At 36.8% G+C, this 19,876-nt stretch carries 11 protein-coding genes and 2 pseudogenes; 1 reads left to right on the top strand and 12 read right to left on the bottom strand.

The window, feature by feature from the left end; all coding sequences use genetic code 11:
* Window positions 1-71 precede the first annotated feature (71 nt).
* The 4 genes from KTJ10_RS02790 to KTJ10_RS02805 are packed head-to-tail and all read right to left on the bottom strand — an operon-like array spanning window position 72 to window position 3,308.
* Window positions 72-575 (bottom strand): Hcp family type VI secretion system effector, encoded by a 504-nt coding sequence (locus KTJ10_RS02790; protein WP_016141469.1) that lies wholly within the window; start codon window positions 573-575, stop codon window positions 72-74.
* Window positions 576-624: 49 nt separating this feature from the next.
* Entirely contained in the window at window positions 625-2,106 is a 1,482-nt protein-coding gene (tssC, locus tag KTJ10_RS02795) for a type VI secretion system contractile sheath large subunit (protein WP_032003316.1), read from the bottom strand.
* Entirely contained in the window at window positions 2,099-2,602 is a 504-nt protein-coding gene (gene tssB / locus KTJ10_RS02800; RefSeq protein ID WP_005041656.1) for a type VI secretion system contractile sheath small subunit, read from the bottom strand. Before tssB ends, tssC begins: the two co-directional genes overlap by 8 nt.
* A gap of 16 nt (window positions 2,603-2,618) precedes the next feature.
* Window positions 2,619-3,308: a hypothetical protein gene (locus KTJ10_RS02805; RefSeq protein ID WP_199976421.1), complete on the bottom strand. Its 690-nt coding sequence runs from the start codon at window positions 3,306-3,308 to the stop codon at window positions 2,619-2,621.
* A gap of 809 nt (window positions 3,309-4,117) precedes the next feature.
* On the opposite strand from KTJ10_RS02805, the gene KTJ10_RS02810 reads away from it, so the two are divergent.
* Entirely contained in the window at window positions 4,118-5,104 is a 987-nt protein-coding gene (locus KTJ10_RS02810) for a formylglycine-generating enzyme family protein (RefSeq protein WP_199976649.1), read from the top strand.
* 24 nt (window positions 5,105-5,128) lie between these two features.
* On the opposite strand, the gene KTJ10_RS02815 is transcribed toward KTJ10_RS02810, so the two are convergent.
* The 8 genes and pseudogenes from KTJ10_RS02815 to KTJ10_RS02850 all read right to left on the bottom strand — a co-directional run bounded on the left by KTJ10_RS02815 (window position 5,129) and on the right by KTJ10_RS02850 (window position 19,777).
* Window positions 5,129-8,134, bottom strand: coding sequence for a hypothetical protein (locus tag KTJ10_RS02815; protein ID WP_262441300.1), 3,006 nt, complete (start codon window positions 8,132-8,134; stop codon window positions 5,129-5,131).
* A gap of 7 nt (window positions 8,135-8,141) precedes the next feature.
* The gene (locus tag KTJ10_RS02820; protein WP_262441301.1) at window positions 8,142-10,922 is read right to left on the bottom strand and encodes a DUF2345 domain-containing protein; all 2,781 of its coding nucleotides are present in this window, start codon (window positions 10,920-10,922) and stop codon (window positions 8,142-8,144) included.
* Window positions 10,923-11,267: 345 nt separating this feature from the next.
* A pseudogene (locus KTJ10_RS02825) lies at window positions 11,268-11,606 on the bottom strand (hypothetical protein); the annotation flags it as partial.
* Between the two features lie 88 nt (window positions 11,607-11,694).
* Window positions 11,695-12,225 (bottom strand): hypothetical protein, encoded by a 531-nt coding sequence (locus tag KTJ10_RS02830; protein WP_262441302.1) that lies wholly within the window; start codon window positions 12,223-12,225, stop codon window positions 11,695-11,697.
* Window positions 12,226-12,241: 16 nt separating this feature from the next.
* Window positions 12,242-14,041: pseudogene (locus KTJ10_RS02835) on the bottom strand (RHS repeat-associated core domain-containing protein); the annotation flags it as partial.
* A 59-nt stretch (window positions 14,042-14,100) separates the two neighbouring features.
* Window positions 14,101-15,114 carry a PoNe immunity protein domain-containing protein gene (locus KTJ10_RS02840; protein ID WP_199976408.1) on the bottom strand — a complete coding sequence of 338 codons (1,014 nt, stop codon included), beginning with the start codon at window positions 15,112-15,114 and terminating at the stop codon, window positions 14,101-14,103.
* A 14-nt stretch (window positions 15,115-15,128) separates the two neighbouring features.
* The gene (locus tag KTJ10_RS02845; RefSeq protein WP_199976407.1) at window positions 15,129-16,700 is read right to left on the bottom strand and encodes a hypothetical protein; all 1,572 of its coding nucleotides are present in this window, start codon (window positions 16,698-16,700) and stop codon (window positions 15,129-15,131) included.
* On the bottom strand, window positions 16,700-19,777 hold the full coding sequence (locus tag KTJ10_RS02850) for a DUF2345 domain-containing protein (protein ID WP_262441303.1): 3,078 nt from the start codon (window positions 19,775-19,777) through the stop codon (window positions 16,700-16,702). Before KTJ10_RS02850 ends, KTJ10_RS02845 begins: the two co-directional genes overlap by 1 nt.
* Window positions 19,778-19,876: the final 99 nt, after the last annotated feature.

A 19,876-nucleotide genomic window follows, 5' to 3' on the forward strand; every position in this document is an offset into this window, starting at 1 on the left:
CACAACAAGCATGCTTAAAGACAGCAGAGGCTAACTTTAAGTCAGCCTCCACCAAATATCCACTTAAACAATTACGCTGCGTAAGAAGCCGTATTGTTAGAAAGTGACCATTTCTTAGTAACAGCACCTTTAGCAGTACCGTTAATATCTTGTTGATTGTAAGTCCATTCAACAGCTGCGTATTTCAAACCAAACGCTTCTGTTGGAACACCTTCTTCATTAACTGTTGGAGTTACACTAGAAACTAGAACATGTTTCAATTTGATTTGTAAGTACTTGATGCGCTTATCACCATTTGCACGGTAGAAGTCGATTTGTACTTCATCAAATGTATAACCAGCTGAACATGCTTCCCATAATTTCGGGCTAGTTGCATCTAAATCTTTAACAAAAACCATATCTGAATGTTCAACACGTTCAGCAGTATGACCACCAACGCTACTTGAAGTAGCAGATTTAGGTTGACGAATGTTATGAGACCAAGAGTTAACTTCTAACCAGCCTTTGTGCTCAGCATCACGAGACTCTCCATCAACTTTGTATTTACCGCGAAACTCAACGTATATATCTTTCATTTAGAACTTTCCTATTTGTAATTTAAAGTTATTCTTTCGCTGACCTTTATTAATTTGAGGACTGAGGTAACTCAGTGACAAGTCGTAAAGAAACTGACAACTCGTCCAGCTGGAAGTGTGGTCGCAAGAAAACCACAGATTTGTAGTGACCTGGTTGAGCAGGATCTTCTACAACTTTTACAGACGCTTCACGTAGAGGATATTGAGCTTTTGCTTCTTGAGAAGCGCCATCGTCAAGCAATACATACTGTGACAACCACTCATTTAAGAATGCTTCAACATTTCCAGCAGAAGCAAAGCTACCCACTTTATCTCTCATCATTGCTTTTAAATAATGAGCAATGCGTGAAACGGCCATGATGTACTGAATTTGACTCGATAAAGCAGAGTTAGCATTTGCTGTATCATTGTCATATTTTTTAGGTTTTTGAGTTGATTGCGCGCCAAAGAAAGCAGCGTAATCAGTATTTTTACAATGCACTAAAGGAATAAAGCCTAAATCGCTTAATTCTTTTTCACGGCGGTCAGTGATTGCAATTTCGGTTGGGCATTTGAATACCACTTCGCCATCTTGTGTTTTAAAAGTGTGTACAGGCAAGCCTTCGACTAAACCACCACCTTCAACCCCACGAATTGCAGCACACCAACCATGCATATCAAATGCATTTGTTAAACGAGTACCGAAAGCATAAGCAGCATTCATCCACAAATATTCATTGTGGTTTGCACCAGAAACATCTTCAGCAAAGTTAAAACCTTCAGTAGCTGTTCCTTCTTTTGGATGATAAGGAAGACGACCAAGCACATGTGGCAATGTTAAAGCGACATAACGAGCATCTTCACTGTCACGGAATGAACGCCATTGTACATATTCAGCTGTTTCAAAGATTTTTGAAACATCTCTAGGACGGTCAATATCAGTAAATGACTCTAGACCAAGAATGCTTGGGCTAGCGGCCGAAATAAATGGCGCATGGGCTGCTGCTGCCACATGAGAAATTTGCTCAAGCAAATACATATCAGAAGGTGTACGGTCAAATTCAAAATCACCAATGAGCGCAGAGTATGGTGCACCACCAAAAGATCCGTATTCTTCCTCATAGATTTTTTTGAATAAGGTACTTTGATCGAAATCTGTAGCGCCTTGGAAATCTTTTACCAACTCTTTCTTAGTCGTATTCAACATACGAATTTTAATAAGAGGGTTAGATGGTGTCTCTTGACAGAAATAATAGAGACCACGCCAAGTCGACTCAATTTTTTGAAATTGCTCATTGTGCATGATCTGACTTAATTGACTTGAAATCAGAGCATCAATTTCTGCAATACGCTTATCAATCGATAAAGTCATATTTTCAGAAACGGTAATTGTTCCTGCCATTACTTCTTTAGCAAGTTCACCGATTAAGCTTTTTGCACGCGAATGTTCTTCCTCATTTCGGGCAATACGACTTTCTTCAACGATCGAATCTAAGAGATTAACCTGTTCATTTTCAACAAGAGGCATAGCTGCTGATTGAGTATTATTCATGATCAGCCTCCGCACTTAATTTACGAATCTGATCTGTATTTTTAAGAACTTCATCAAGTAAATCTTCTAAACGTTCACTGTTAGAAATTTTGTTTCTTAAATCAGTTAAACGCTCACGTGCCTCCACAAGTTTCTTTAATGGATCAACCTGTTGAACCACATTTTCTGGACGAAAATCTTCCATTGATTTAAATGTTAAATCAACAGCGATCTTACCACCCTCTTCTGTTAACGTATTATCTACTTGAAAAGCAGCTCTTGGAGACAAAGACTCCATAACTTCATCAATATTATCTAAATCAACATTAATGAATTTTTTATCTTTTAATTTTGTACGCTCAAGCTCAGATGCAGCTGAAAAATCACCCATCACACCTACAACGAATGGTAGCTCTTTCGCTTCTTTTGCATCACCAATTTCGACATCATATGTAAGCTGAACACGTGGAGGTCGAATTCGCTGAAGCTTCTTTTGTACGCTCTCTCTCTTAGCCATAAGATTCTATTCCGGATTATTTAATTAAAGGGTCAAAAGGCGAACTTTTTGATTTATTAACAGTGGCTGCAGGTGCAGTTTTAGGTTTTACTGTAGTCGTCTTTGCTGGGCTTGATACTCGTTTATTTGAAGTTCGAGAATTACTCGCTTTATTACGCGTTACATACTGTTTTTTATAACTTCTCTTTTCATTATCATCTGAGCTACTATCAGAACTCGCTTTAAAGCTCGATGGAGCTGGAGCAGGCATAGCAGTATGAATATTTTCAATTAACTGCTTTGCAGGAGGATAAGTCACATCATTGCTTAAATATCTCATTTCCTGAGTACGCATTTGCTGCAAAGAATTATTTGCAATACTCACACCAGATAAAAATAAAACATCTGTTATTAATGAACCGCGTATATTTTGACTTTGCAGTTGACTTGCTAAATTCAATGCTTTAACTGGTTGATTGGTCTGATAAAACCGCATAGCAGCTTTAGCTAATAAATCATTTTTTTGAGTTATATTATCGCTATCACAAACTTGTTTAAAAATATTCAATAGCTCAGGATCATTTTGGCCTTCTGCTAAAGGGTTCTTCTTAATACAACTTTTTTTAAGTTTTACAGGCTCTAGTTCTGCTGCTTGAGCATATGATAGACCGATAATGTTTCCAGTCAAAAAAAGTATCAAAATACTTCGTTTCAACACAACTTTCATTCCTCTGTTTTCTTATTTATTCAAGGCTTTACTGAAAAGTTAATATTCATAAAACATTAAAAAATCAGGCTAAAAACCTTATATTCAAAAAATTTAGACGCAGTTTATCATATAAACAAACATATTTTATATAAAAATCATATCAACTTAAACCAAAAGTAAATAGTTAAGATGCTTATAAAATATAGCTTAATAAAGTTATTCTTATAAAAATATAATATTGTTATTTTTTGTAATTAAGAATAAGTTGTTGAATTTTATTGATTAAATAAAAATTAAAACTAAACCTAAAATTATCATAAATATCACTTAGTTAAGATTTATGAAACATTTTCTTAAAAAGATTTTATTTAATTTAAAAGATAAACGAATTAAATGATTGTAAAAGATACATTTCGAATTTATGAAAGTAGAAACTCAACATTAATAAAAATAAAATTGTCAAGACTAATCGGTCTATTTAGTATATTTTTATTACACTTGCTAATGTGATCTCATAAAGTGAGCAGCCAAGTTCACACAGACCACAAATTTTTAAGAATTATATATTTCTGAATCTTCCCCTACATCACATTGGAAATTGATAAAATAATAAAATTAAAGATGAGTAAATGATTAAAAGGAACTTGCAGCAAGATGATAGTTTAAGTAAATATTTAATAAAAAAAATGTTAAGACAAAGAATTTATAGTTATATATTTGAACTTTTACTCTTTAGAAAAGCGAATTATTTCTACATCCAAATAACAAAACCGCTCTTTATATCTTTTACATCTCTTATTAAAATAGTTTTATCAATATTCAACCTAATGATTTCCAACAAAATGATGAAACAGAATATAGCTATTGTTTTATTTTCAAGCCTTGCTTTAAGTGCGTGTGCTAAATCATCAAATAATACGCAGCAAATCCCCCCGCCAACAACCAACCAAAATCTCTCATCCGAACAACAAAAGAAGTTGCAACAACTACTCGATAAAACAAAAAAGAATCTTGTGGAAATTAAAGGTGGTACTTTTATGATGGGGGATTTTGGTGAGCAAAAAAGCCCAGATAAATTACCATATGATAGTGATGTAAATAGCAAACCTTTACACAAAGTCACTTTAGATAACTATGCATTAAGTGCTACAAAAGCGACGTATGCTGATTTCGATATATATACCGATGTTACTGGACAGCAAAAAATTGGAAAGTTTGATAAGTTCTCAATAAATGAGCGAGTTCCCACTTCGGCGGCTGGTATCAATTGGCAACAAGCCCAAAATTATTGCCAATGGCTAGGAAAACAACTTAATTTAAAAATGGATTTACCTACTGAAGCACAATGGGAATATGCAGCAAGAAATCGTGGACAATACATTCTTTACCCTACAGACAACGGTAAAATCGATATTGGTAGAAATGTTTGGAGTTTCAAACAAAGACAAGAACTAATAACAAAATATAAAGCTGATGAGAAAATACCAGAATTGCAACAATTTCCAGCTACCCCTTTAGGGCTATATGACATGATTACCGATAATTATGAGTGGATGCTTGATTGGTATGACCCACAGTATTATAGTAAATCTCCCGAAAAAAATCCGAAAGGGCCTGCAAAAGGAACTCTTAAAGTTGTACGAAGTGCGGAACCATCTGATGGACAGAATTTACAAATGTTTGGCGGTTTTACCTTTAGTCGCCATGCGATTCATCCTATAGAAGATCCTAAACTATCTAATGATCCTGATATTAAAAAATATAACATAGACTTAAATCGATTTAACTCTGTTCGATGTGCGGTTAATTATTAGAAATTTGATCAAGCAAATATATAATTAAACTTTATATATTTGCTTATTCATTATTCTATTATCTTGATCAAACGGCGCCAAAATATTCAAGTTACTCGCTATTAGAGCAACCTCTTCTGAATCACTGCTAATTGCTTGTTGTATCTGGAGCTGTTTAAAACGCATATCATCCTGATTTTTTACCAACATATAATTCAAAGAACCTGCTATTTTTTTTGCTCCTTTACGATATTTTAAATAATCCTGAAGCCATGCATTAATTTGGGTACCTTGATATTCGATACCAGAATTTAGACAACGGATTATATCTTCAGCATACTTTTCATCACTTCCATAATTAAGAAAGCGAATAATATCCCCCTCTACCTTACCTAATTGACTTTCTGTAAGTTTTTTACCTTGTGGATGGATATGTTGAATCGTATTCTCCCATTCTTCAGTAGAAATACATGTCTTTAAGATATTAATCACTGCTGTTTTTCGTGTTGGAAAAAACTCAACTTTCATATCCATAAAAGCAATATTAAGATCAAAAATAGGAGTGGTTAGATCAGTCCAATGTGATACTGCGTACAGGAGAATTCCTTTAGTTTCAGGAGTGGCATAAAGTAATTCTTTTTTTCCAGCACTCGAGTTAAGATTTTTAGCAGTATTTAAACGACCTTGATCAATATCAATTCTATTAATCCATTGGTTATAAATTAGAGATAATTCTTTTACACTTTTGGTTAAGGCATGATTATCTCCAATACACAGTGCAAGGATGCGAGAAGCTAACAAAAATGCCGTTTCATTTATATATAAAAGTGTTTTAAAGCCGGCATGAGCAACTTGTGATTTTATAAAACCAAGATAACTTAAAAAATGTTCTGTTCCTACAACAAATGAAGCAACCCCTTTTGCTCCCACACCCCAACATAAATGAGCTGCTACCAATATTTTAAAATTACCTGAACGTGGATCATAACCAATTTGAAATTGACCTTGCGCACCTGCCCCCATACTAACTCCCCCCCCAGCTGCAGCTGAAGCGATTGCCACAAACTCACCTTCACCACTACCATCACCTTTAGGCTTAAACCACTCTATAGCGCCTTTAAGTAAACCTTGTATTTGAGCTCCAGCAAATGCATTAATACCAATATTACCTTGATTCTGCGCATTTTCCTGATTATCACCAATTATTTTCAGACTTCCTTGTGCAGGTTGAAACATAGGCTTTTTATTACGATCTACCATCTGACTCATTGATCTTTCTGGTGGTCTTACCGCAGCCTTTATGACCTGAGTTGTGCCTTGATAAGAAATATCAACGGATAGATTACCAGCGATCCCTAAATTTGCTCCTGAAAAACCAGATATCTCAGCACCAATTAAAAAACGGATTGTTCCTAAATCATAGTTATCATATTCAAGTTTCCAGCCTGTTTCACAAGGATAAAATTTACGCCACTCTTTCACTCCTTCAAATAGTGTCCATTTAGTCGACATATCTCCAGAAGCCTTAATGCTTACCCCTTTAGGTGCAGCACTTATTGAGCCTTCACCGCTTGCTCCAGCGACCATGCGCATCCATTGTGCTTCTTGGGTAACCGTAATATCTCTACTATTTTTGTATTCTTCTGCAATTTCCCCTCCCAAACCTCCTATTAGGTTATAAACAGCCTTCTCATCACTTCCAACATTCCCCTTTGCTGTCAAAAGTTGCTGTGAAAGTTTTTCGAAACTACTACGGATTTGTGCAGGTTGTTGTACTGTATATTGATTCGCGGTTACGTCCACATTTGTCTGAGGGTTCCTGCGCTTTGCTTTTAATTCCTCATATTCAGTAACTTTTAAATAACGTCGTTTTAAATTATATTTAGATGCTTGTTCGTTTGTTTTACCTGTGCTCTCAACTACCCATACTTCTCTTAAATCAGCTCTTTGCTTAAATTCACCATTAATCTTTTCAATCGCCTTTTCCTGATTTATATTTAAACGCTTTTCCAATTCTTTAATTTCTTCCAAATTACGACTTTGGATTGCTTGCGTTAGATCTTTATTAGACTTGTGAACTTCCTTTACTGCATCAGATAATATCTTAGTTTTTTTATCAAATTCAGCATAGACTGCAGGCGGCAAAACAAGCACTTCATTAGTACACGGGTTAATCACAATAGGTGGCTTTTGTCTTGCACTCATATTTTCCTTATGATCAATATCCGGTTGAGTTACCGCTGTGGAAGTGGGAAAAATAATCTGATTAATAACTTGTTTGTCTACACAAGTTATTGGTTCATACCATTCACTATTTTTTTTACTAGTTCCTAAAGTATATGTAACTCTACTCTTCAAATGCGTATAAGCTAATTGAGTATAGCCTTTTTTATCAGGTGGGCCAGGTTTCAAATTAACCAAGGGCTTATCCTGACCTTGTCCAAAGATTTGATAATCTACAATTGGAATTCCATTCCCTGCGCTATCAATAAATCTATATAAAGCATAGTTTTTAAACTTAAGATATTTTGTTTTTTTTACAATATGAGTATTCTTTTTTTTATATTCCTCATAAGACATATTAATTCTTTCATTTAATTCTTCTGCTAAATCTAAAGGAAAAGTTGGTTGTATTTTTGACAAATTAAAAAAGTTTTTTTGTTTAACTGATTTAGCATTTTTTCTTAGCTCTTCCAAATCATTATTTGCTTTTCTCTGCTTAAGTTCATATTGAGCTTTTGTTAAGAAAAAAGCATTTTTCTTAAGGCTTATGGAGTTTACTTCAACTATATTGCTTCCTTCAGCCAAAATAGGCTTTATAGTCTTTTTAGGGCTAAAAACAGTTTCATGCCCCTCAACAAAAATATGCAATTTTCCATTTTGATTTAATGAAATTGGTTTTGTTTGTCCTTTTAGGTTTGTAGCACCCTTATAAGTCTCTTTCGTCCCATCTTCACAGAAAAAGATTATACTGTATTTTACATTTGGTAATTCTTTATTTCTTTGATTATAAAATACTATTGTATATTCAAACGTAGTATAAGGAGTCATTATATCTCTAACCTTTTGCCGCTAGTTTATATTTAGAAGCATTTTCATCACTAATATGAATAGAAATTTGTTCTGAGCCATCAGTTTCAAATCTTTGAGTTAAACCTTGGGCATTAGTTCGCCCCTTTTGCCGGCTACCATCCATTCTAAATGCAATATACTCTACATTTTTCGCTGGCTTTCCATCTAAATCAGTAATTTCAAAAGTCAAATAATAAGGCTTATTTTCCTGCTTTTTAGGAGGAGTAACTTCTTCTCCCCCCATAAACAAGTGCTGCCCAGCCTTCACCTCAAGCTTACCACCCGTGATAGGGAAAATGCCTGAACCATTCAGCTTAACTTGAGATCCGTTTGCTGTCAGATTAATTTCAGTTGGGCTAGTAATAAAGACCGTGTCTTCAGTTGAAATAATCTGTACACTTTTTCGAGCAATGACATCTAAGGCATCACCTTGTGCCTGAATTTCAACTTTACCTTGACCAGCAAAAAGCCGAGCACCCTCTTGCGCGGCAAACAGACTTATTTTTTGACTCGCATGACCCACTATATTTTTTTGTGTACTGAGATTAATACTGTCACCAGCACTTTGAGTGAGCTGTCCATTTGCACTAAGGTGTATATCTTCATTACTACTTACAGCAATACTTTTTGGAGATGCCAGCAGCATCACTGCTGATTGAAACTCAGCAGCTTTTTTAGGATCTTCTTGTTTGAGAACTTCTAAGAAAATCTGAATATTCTCAAGCATATCTAACGGGTCGGTTTGCTGATTTTTAGCAACTTTACTGAGTGCCTTGGCATTATTTAGGCTGCCCTCTATTTGTTGTTTTGCTTCATTTGCATCTAGGTGTACACCTTGAGCCTGATCCTGTTTGTGAGTACTAACGAGTAAGCCACTACCAGCTCGAACCGCGCCCCACTGATCTGTTCTAAGTTCAAACCCTTCTCCACGACCTTCACTCTCTGCCTTGTCTTTTGGATGGCTAAAGTTACCCAAGTTGAGTTGGCTGGCTGCATGGCTGCTTTGCAGCTGGGTACTGATTTGCCCTGTTGTGTCATCAAAACAGAGTTGGTTAAAGCCTTTACCATCAACCTCTTCGGAGCGGATGCCGCTTAGCTTTTTAGTGTCGGGTAATTGGCCTTTCTGATCGAACTGCGTTGGGTGACGCTCGGCTTCATGAATACGGCCCACCACAAATGGGCGGTCAACATTACCGTCAAAGAAATCAATGACTACAATTTCACCCACGCGAGGCAAAAAACGTGCTCCATAACCTGCGCCAGCCCATGGAGTCAGCACATCGACCCAAACCGAGTCGGTGTCATTGTCGTTACTTCCTGCTCCACCGTCATGCCTATGGTCATCAGTTCGGGTAAACAAGAAGCGAACTTTAATACGTCCCCACTGGTCGACATGAATGCTTTCACCTTCCAGCCCCACTACTCTAGCGCGCTGCGGGTAAGCTGCTGGTCGGTGCTCTAATGGGTTATACTCAGGAACAGTTTTAATATTTCTACGCGACAAGATGAGCTCATTACCCTGACGCTCGGTTTGGTCATTTGGCCCTGATTGATTGTTTTGCCATTGGCTTTGACTAAAAAGTTGATTGATTTGCTGTTGCAAATCTTTAGGCAAATTATTTTGTAAATAAAAGCTTTTACCAATAATCAGAAATTCTTTGTCCGATCCGCTATGCGTATCTATTTCTGGATGTTCATTCAGTTCAAACCAATAACCGACTTGCGCATCACGTACCGTGGTTTGTGCATGAAAGTATTTTGATTGAGACGCATAATAATCAGATAGATTTTGATTGAGTTTTTCTAGCTGCTGGTGACCCGATGCAGTGGCTTGGTCTTCCCCATTTAAATCTTGCATCCAAGCAGGGCTGACATGCCATGCATGTTCTAGACTTAAACTCGCATTATCCTGATCAGCACTATGACTATGCTTTGACTGAACACTGCCCATGCCTTCTTCTTGACTTAAAGCATCTGCCTGCCAGCGTTGTACATGCACGGCTGTAGGTTGCAAGCTTCGAGTTGGCACAAGACTCGTCATACTGTCTTGTTGTTCAACTGCGCTACTGCGGTGATAACGAATATTTCTTCGGTCTAATGCTAAATATGATTCATTATTATCAATTAAACGTAACTTTTGCGGTTGAATCTCAACTGAGCTATTAATGGCAAACAACTGAGCTTCATCAATTAACCAGTTAATGCCTTCACTACGCCAAAGTCGAGTTAAAAACTCATAATCCGTTTCATTACTTTGCATTATAAAAGGTCGAACATCGTAGTCTTCGGTTAGACCTTTTAAATCCAAAGTTAAACCAGAAGCAAACAACGGGCTTTTGTTCTGCCACTCAGTAAATAGAACTTCCGTAATGTCCCGTACACTTTTATTCATAAATACACGGCTATTTCGGCGTTTATGCCATAGCGCGGTCGGGTCTTGTAATCTCAGTTTATACAATGTTAATGAACCATCACTCTGCCCCTGACTGGCTTCTGTAATAATTCCTGTAGTTCTAAATAATTGCCCCTGATCAGTGACTTGATCGACTGCAACCTGACAACCAATAAATTGTTTTAATGAAATTTGGGCATTGATAGAAAGACAAAATAAATCGGCAGTCAGTCCTTTATTTAGCTGATGCTGCCCTTCAATACTTTGTAAAAAGACTTGAGTATTCAACGATGGATTAGAAAACTGAACATGAAGCACGCGTTTTTGCGAGCTGATACCCAAATCTTCTAGGATTCTATGTATATGAGATAACATCTTTTTTATGAAAACTTTGTCAGGATTTGCATTATTTTATAAAATACAGAAACATCTGTCTATTTTGTAAAGAAAAACTTAACCATATGAATACAAGAGTGAATGAAGATAATAAACGTAATAAAGATACAAAGTGAATTAAAAACTTACGCTATTAATTCACTTTTAAAAATTGTTAATATTTTAGTATTCTAAGAAATTCATTTTTAATTTAAATTTATTAATAGCATCCACAAATTTTTGACTTACTACATAGATATAAGGTTTATCCGTATCTCTAGCAATAAAAAAGTCATCTGTTACAAGATCTTTTTTTATGAAGTCATACTCATTTAATAAATTGTTTTTTCTCTTAATATACATAGCATAAATATCTACCTCTTCATTCCTCACAGAGCACTTATAGAAATCACAATCATCTTCAAGAGTTTCTTTCATTTCATTAAAAAATCTTTTTGAAAATAGTAAAATTCCAGAAGATGAATAATAAAAATCAGTTTCTAACATCTCATTTAATCGATCAGAAAAAATATTATCACAATCTAAACTTATTCTAGGATTTTTTAAAAACTTATCACTTAAATCAAATTTAAAATAATCAACAATAATTTCTTACTTCCCTTTCAAGTCAAAAGAAAAATATCTATCAATATATTCAGGCGGATAAATTGTATAAAAATTCACAGACCAACCTTTAAAACATCTTATTTCAAAGTAGTACTTCTAAACAAACATCTAGAAATACTACTTATTTTTGAATATTACTTACACTTTAACCATAAAAAAATTCTATAAAATACTCTACATCTAACAATACTTTTTCATTTATAAGAATTTTCTTTAACTCTTCTAAAAAACCTATTTTATACCCTCTATTTTCACCTCTAGGGTTAGAGTCATATAGGTCAATAATTAAATTCTGCACAATATTAATTTGTGAAAAAAAATCAAATAAATTTTTAGCAATGATATGTAATTCATCGCCTGAAATACATGCCCCTATCTCGCCACTATTATGATTTATGTATACGATATTTACATCATGTTGCGTTAAGAATACTGTAGCACTTTCCCCCTCGAATATATCTTCAAACATATATTGAATATTATCTAACGAATCTTTTCCTAAAAAATCATTTATATTCCCTCCTAAATCAATATTAAAATCATTTTCAGGAATACAACTTAAATAGCTTTTAAACAGATCATCATTAACAGAATTAACCTGATTAATAAGGAATCTTTCACCATAAATTATTTCATTACATTCATCAACTTTCTTTAATAAATCATTAAAATTCATGATACCTATCCTAATATTAGATACTACAACCTTTATTAAACTGATTAATCATTGCTTGTCTATCAATCAATCTTCCTCTGGAGACATTAGTCGTACTTCCTCGATGACCTTGCTTTGAATGAAAATGCTCATTATATGCATTAGGCATAGGACTACTATTTGGATGTTTAGGGTTTTCCAAGAAAACAATATTCCGCGGATCTCCTTTCCAACTTTCGCCTAATGCTCCATTATTTTTAACACTGTTAATGTGATGACCAGTATAGCCAAGATTTGACATAACAGATGAGAGCTGACCTTTACCACTACCACTTGGCGTTCTAAGAATCGTATCCAGTTCAGCTTGACTCCAATCCCTAGTACCTGTTCCAGTTGTTTGTATTAGCTGCTTCTCAAGAGACCAAGCTCTATCAATAGCATCTTGTCGACTTCCAGCTTGAGGTGTTACCTTATCTGGCTTATATCTAACTAGACTACATGGTGCTAATCCATATGGATCGATCCATTGTACGGGGTTCGCAGTATAAGCATAAACATTAAACCCACCCAATAATCCAATCGGGTCTTTACTAATAAATCGACCTACATACGGCGAATAATAACGATAACGGTTGTAATGAAGTCCTGTTTCCTCATCAAAATATTGACCTTGGAAACGGATATTATTGCTAATAATTTCTGACTTTTCAAAGAAATCTGAGTTAGCCTGTTCTAGCTTACATTCACCCCAAGCTTTATATTGAGCTTTCCAGATAATGGCGCCTGTCTGGTTACTCATTTCTTGCGGTGTGCCTAAATGGTCGCAGTGATAGAACCATACATCATCAAAACCTTGGCTTTGTTTTGCAGTATTCCAAAGAGGGTCTTTATAAATGCTATATGTTTTTTCTGTCCAGTCTTGGGTTTGATGTAGCTCAATGGGGTGATGATACACCGCTTGTAACAAAGGCACGAAACTATCTTTTTCGTAGAAATAGTGTTTTGTTAAATCAGCACTAGATTCATACGCTAAAGTATCACCATCCCACCCATAAATAGTGTTCTGCTCTTGACCTGTATGGTGATGCTTACTTCTTTTTTGAATACGTCGACCTAAAGCATCATAGCGATATTCTGCCGTATATTGATTATTTCGGCTACGGACAAGACGTCCCAATACATCCCACTCAAGATTTAAATCACCTTGTGATGACTTTTGTCGAATCAGCTGTCCAAAAGCATCATATTGATATTGTTGGTCAAGATATTCTTGTACGACGTTATTGACTAAGCGGTTATAGCTATAACCTTTTTCACTAGAAATGTGCTGTGCGGATTGCTCTTTGGTACTGTTATATCGATCTAAAATATTACTTGCCGGGTCAAAATTAAAAGTCTCTTTCCCAAGTTTACTAGTTGCCTCCAATAAACGCCCAACAGGATCATATTTATAATGAATAGCCCCACGACGAGTATCCTTAATGAGCGTTAACTCACCTGTTTTATCGTAGTGATATAAGCGTTCAATCAATTGGTTGGTATGCTGGATGGCATTATTTTTAGTTTGGGCCTGATAGCCTTTGTCATGCCCATTCAACATTAATTGCTGAGTTAAGCGCCCGACTTCATCATAACGTTGTTGTTGGCTAAGTCCATTTGCATAGTGGCGTAATGTCTCTCTATGTAAATCATCACGTTCAAAGCTAACAACATCTTCACCATTTAAAGCCACGCCATAGACATATCCACTCCCGTAAGTCAGCCAATCTACTTTCTGTCCATCTGGTCGGATGGTTGTAGTTCGATTATTTAATTCATCATAGACATGTTTCCAGATATAAAAAAGCCCATCAGTTAGATAGGCCCTATATTAAAAGATCAAAAAATAAAATATTATTAATTTTCTAGATCTAAATACCAAATGGTTTCGCCCCAAGAGTTATCTTTAATTTCTGGCATAATTTCGCCCTGATTAAAATTACGCTTTTGCATGTCATTCGCTGGGCTATACCATTCTCCAGACTGAGGACAAGGTTCACCAGCTTCACAACGTAAACGGTTAGCTTCTCCCTCTATATTTCCATGTTCATCTAGAACTGTATACTGGCTTCTAGCATAATCAACCAAGTCTTTTGGATAGTATGGTTTATCTCGATAACTACTATCATCTATTCGTAAAATAACTGTAATTGCTGCCGCCTCTAATGACCAGTAACCCGGAAACTGACTACTTTTATGACGGTCATGATAAGGTTCTCTTTTACTTGCACCATACCACTCATCCATATAAGCTGACATTAGAGCTGGACGGTCAGCTTCATCCGCCGTAAATACTTTTTCAAGCTTTCTATATGGAAGTTGTCTTAAATAGACTTCCGAGATTTCCCGATCTGGTAACCATGGAGAAACTAGTTTATCTAGTAAGGCATCTTGCTCATCATTTTCATAAGCCAAAATTTCCATAATTATTTTTAAATGCTCAGGTTGAGCAAATAAAATAGAGAAACAAACTAACTGTAAAGCTTCCCAATATTCATCAGTTACCAGTTCTAAATGTGGTACTAAATGCCCATCACATTCTGAACTTTGATGAAAATTGATATGATGCTTTGCATAAAGCTGCCAATATTCCACTACCTTTGGAAAAAAGTCAGCAAGTTCTTCTACTGTTAGACCAGCAGAATAACTAAAAAAAACACTTTTAAGGGATAGCTGAGCAATAGCATTTGAAGCATTCATTAACCCAACATAATAATCATCAGGTCCATGATCAAAATCATTCTCTAGATTATTTAAACCTATTTGAATATTTTTAAGATTAAAATCCAATCGCTTTTGATAATCTGAAAATTTTTGGTATGGTTCACGTTTAACTATATCCCATTCAGATTTATTCAAAACTTTTAACATATGCTGCAACCCTATTACTCAGGTAAAATATTATCAGGTAAAAAAATTAATGGCATCTGAATATTATGTAATTTTCCTTTTGAGCGGTCATGTTGTTCATATTGTTTTCCTGTAACCATATAAATTTCTCGATTATATATAGTTGGATTCTTCCTACCTACCCGTGCACTTTGAATAGAGTCCGTTAGATAGTCTTTGTGTGAAGCAGGGATAGTATTATCCGATTCTAATGATGAATATATCCATCGATGACTCATCTGACGACCTTTAGACTTAGTACCACTTAGCCCAGCTTTCCCTTGACTGCCAGTTAGAGCCCCTTCATTTTTTATAGAAGTTTCTGCACTAGTCGATCTTTTACCTAACCCTGACTGTTCATTGTACTCAGTCTTTCCATCAAAAATTTTACCAATCTCGCTCCGATTACCTTCAATAGCCTTAGCATCAGAATCTGCCATTCCCGCTAAAAAAGCAAAATGACCAAAAATGCTTCCCTTTGTTTCACCAACCAAATATTTACGACCTTTATGGCTTCCAAACCACAAATGATCTATACCAGTTTGGTTAATATCTTGTTTACGTATTCGGTCACCGGCTGCATTACGCTTTAAACGATCATGTTCTTCTATTAAACGTCCATTATCATTAATTTTACGTAAACCTTTTCGTCTTTCTTTTGAATAGTAATCCACAATATGCTCAGCAGGCACCCCCGTAGACCAACGCTTTTTTTTCGATTGTCTAATTTCTTGACTACGTTTTGTTTTATTAGCAGCAGAACTCTGAACAGTCGGAGCTTTGTCTTTTACTTGCTGCTGTGCTCCACCTCGTTGATGATTTGAAGGTTGTTGAGATGAGTTTTTTCCTTTCCCAGCAACTGTCGTCTGTCTAGGCGGAACTTGACGTGTGGTCTTAGCTGCTGCTGTACTCGGTAATGGGGGATGCATATTCAACATTTGATTAACTGTTTTTTGAATTTCTGCAAACGCAGAATTCATATATTTTGGAGCATCTTTTTTTACTTGTTGAAGCATACGAATTACTTCGTTTACTTTAGGTCTACCCATTACTTGTTTTGCCAACCAAGAATCCAGAACATCTACAAATTCATCAATCATTTTATTGAGTAAAGAAAGGCATTTGTTTTTAAGTTGATTCCAATCCATTTCTTTTAATGCTTTTTTAGGATCTATCTTGGCATATTTACGCATAGCATCAAATACACGCTCTGCATTTGCACCACTTCTTGCAAGCTTAAACCCTGCTTTGAATGCATCTCCAAATCCAGGAATACATCCAATTAAAGTTATGACTAAATCTACCCATCCCATTATATTAGCCGGATTTGTGGCTACTAAGATAATCCCCTTAATTAAATCACGTAAATCAAATAATTGTCCTACAACCGGAACACATCCTAAAATTGCTGTAACAATAATTTGACTAGGCCCCGTACCGCTCCCATCTAGTAAGCCTAAAAACCATTTCCCTACATCATCATCTGCTTTTTTTAACTGCTGAGGTGTTACTCTTTGTGTTACAGGTTGTTTAGTTGCTTTTGCTGGTACAGAAGGTAAAGTCGCCATTAAATATCACCTTCTTGATAACTACGCTCGGATTCAGCTTCATCACCTGTTAAATCTTGCGAATGCATTTCTTTATATGGTTTTGTCTCAGGTGTAATTTCATTTTCTAAAATATAATCATCATAGTAGTCATGTATAATTTCGCTGCTATTTTGCATTTCTTCAATTTCATCATCAAAAAAATTATCTTTTAGATAAGCATTGTATGTATCAGAAAATGTTGCCCTCGCAGATAACACATCTTCTTCAGTACGTATTTTTTGCTCAGCAATAGGATTTTCCAAAAGATCTATAAAATGTTCTGGTTTAACTCTAATATCTTCACCATATAAAACTTTAGCTTTCTTACCTAACTCGATATTGTCAATTTTAGCGTAACCATTTACATCCAACACACCTTTTTTACTGGTACCATCTTCAAATAAAAGTTCGTATGTTGCTTGTTTTACAGGAGATAAATCTTCATAAACATAATTAAGCTCTATTGAACCCGTATGTTTTCCTATTACTGGCAAAGCAGGTAAAGTATTGGAAGCACTTCCTCCTCCCATAAATAAATGCTGCCCAGCTTTTACCTCAAACTTGCCACCAGTGACAGGGAAAATTCCCGAGCCATTAATCTTGATTTGAGATCCACCCGCCGTGATAACGATTTCTTTAGAAGCACTAATTTCAATTTTGTCTTCTGTTGAAATAATCTGCACAGCTTTACGGGCAATCAAATCTGCTCCATCGCCTTGTGCTTGTATTTCGACTTTGCCTTTGCCTGCATAGAGTCTTGCGCCTGCTTGAGCCGCAAAAAGGCTGATTTTATTTTGGGCGTGTGCAATCAGGTTCTTTTGAGTGGTCAGGTTAATGCTATCACCAGCAGTTTGGCTTAACTGAGCATCTGCGCTGAGGTGAATGTCTTCATTACTGGCTAAAGCGATACTGTTAGGTGCAGTTAATATCATCAAGGCTTGCTTAAAAGCGGCAGCTTTGTCTTGATCTTTTTCTTCAATTTGTTCTATGAACGTTTTTAGGTTCTCAAGAACTTCCAATGGATCAGTTTGCTGGTTTTTAGCAACTTCACTGAGTGCCTTGGCATTGCTAAGGCCGCCTTCTATTTGTTGTTTGGCCTCATTTGCATCAAGATGTACACCTTGAGCTTGGTCCTGTTTATGGGTACTAACGAGTAAGCCGCTGCCTGCTCTGACTGCCCCCCACTGGTCTGTTCGTAGCTCAAAACCTTCACCACGACCATCACTTTCGGCTTTGTCTTTTGGATGGCTTAAGTTACCCAAGTTAAGCTGGCTGGCCGCATGACTACTTTGGAGCTGGGCACTGATCTGGCCTGTCGTGTCATCAAAGCGGAGTTGGTTAAAGCCTTTACCGTCGACTTCTTCTGAGCGGATACCGCTCAGTTTTTTAGTGTCAGGTAGTTGGCCTTTCTGGTCAAACTGGGTTGGGTGACGTTCGGCTTCATGAATGCGTCCCACCACAAACGGGCGGTCAATATTGCCGTCAAAGAAGTCGATCACCACGATCTCACCCACACGTGGTAAGAAGCGTGCGCCATAACCTGCCCCTGCCCAAGGAGTGAGTACATCGACCCAAGCCGAGTCGGTGTCATTATCGTTACTGCCTGCTCCACCGTCATGGCTATGGTCATCAGCTCGGGTAAACAGGAATCGGACTTTAATGCGTCCCCATTGGTCTACATGAATGCTTTCACCTTCCAGCCCCACCACTCTAGCGCGCTGCGGGTAAGCTGCTGGTCGGTGTTCTAGTGGGCTATATTCAGGGACAGCTTTAATGTTGCGACGAACCACGTTCAGCTCAGCAAAGTGACGCTGCTCAGGGTTTTGGCTGTCGAGTTGGGCGGCCATGAGCTTGTCTTTTGGTAATAAGCGCTCAAGTTGCTGTTGTAATTCTTTCGGTAAATTATTCTGGTTATAGTAGTGCTTACTTAAGATTAAGAATTCTTTATCGGCACTGTCATGTTGGTCGAGTTCAGGATGGTCATTCAGTTCAAACCAGTAACCGACCTGTGCATCACGGACGTTACCTGAAACCGTAAACTGTTTAGAATTCAGGTGATGATAAGCATTGATGTGCTGGTTAAGCTGTTCAATCTGGCTATTACCTGAAGCTGTGGCTTGGTCTTCACCGTTTAAGTCCTGCATCCAAGCGGGGCTAACGTGCCATGCATCTTCAAGGTTTAAGCTAGCGTTGTCATAGTGTTCGCTATGCTTTTGGGTGCCTTGTACGCTGCCACTGCCTTCTTCTTGTTGTAGGGCATCAGCTTGCCAGCGTTGCACATGAACCGAGGTTGGTTGTAAGCGACGCTCAGCTTTAACTTGGGTAATGGTATCGAACTGTTCTGTGGCACTGCTGCGTTGGTAGCGGAGGCTACGACGTTCAAGCGCCTGATAATTTTGGTTATCGTCAATCAAACGTAACACTTGTGGCTGAATGGAAGCATTCGGGTCATCGACCAAAAGTTGCGATTCATCGACTAACCAGTTAATGCCTTCGCTACGCCACAAACGGGTTAAAAAGTCATAATCGCTTTCGTTTGACTGCATCACAAATGGACGCACATCGTAGTCTTTGGTTAAGCCAGATGTATCAAGTGTTAAGCTTGAAGCAAACAGTGGGCTTTTGCCCTGCCATTCTTTAAACAGAATTTCGCTAATATCGCGCACGCTTTTGTTCATAAACACGCGGCTATTACGGCGTTTATGCCAGAGTGCAGTTGGGTCTTTTAAACTTAAATTATAAATGGTGAGTGAGCCATCACTTTGCCCTTGGCTGGCTTCGGTAATAATGCCCGTGGTTCTAAAGAACTGGCCTGTATCGGTGACTTGATCTACGGCAACCTGACAGCCAATAAATTGTTTTAATGCAATGTGCGCGTTTGTCGACAGACACAGTAACTCAGCAACGCTACCTTGGTTGAGGGTATGTTCGCCCTCAATGCGTTGTAAGAAGACTTGATTGTTTAATGATGCGTTGGAAAATTGCACATGAAGAACGCGGTTCTGTGCGACCAACCCTAAACTATCTAAAATTTGAAATATTTTATGGGACATCATTATTATAAAAACTGAGTCATAATCATCGATATTTTATAAAAAACAGACAGAATTGTCTATTTATATAAAATAGCTTATCTTCCATGACTTACATACTTT

The sequence above is a fragment of the Acinetobacter sp. WU_MDCI_Abxc222 genome (assembly GCF_025514755.1).
GTDB lineage: Bacteria > Pseudomonadota > Gammaproteobacteria > Pseudomonadales > Moraxellaceae > Acinetobacter > Acinetobacter geminorum.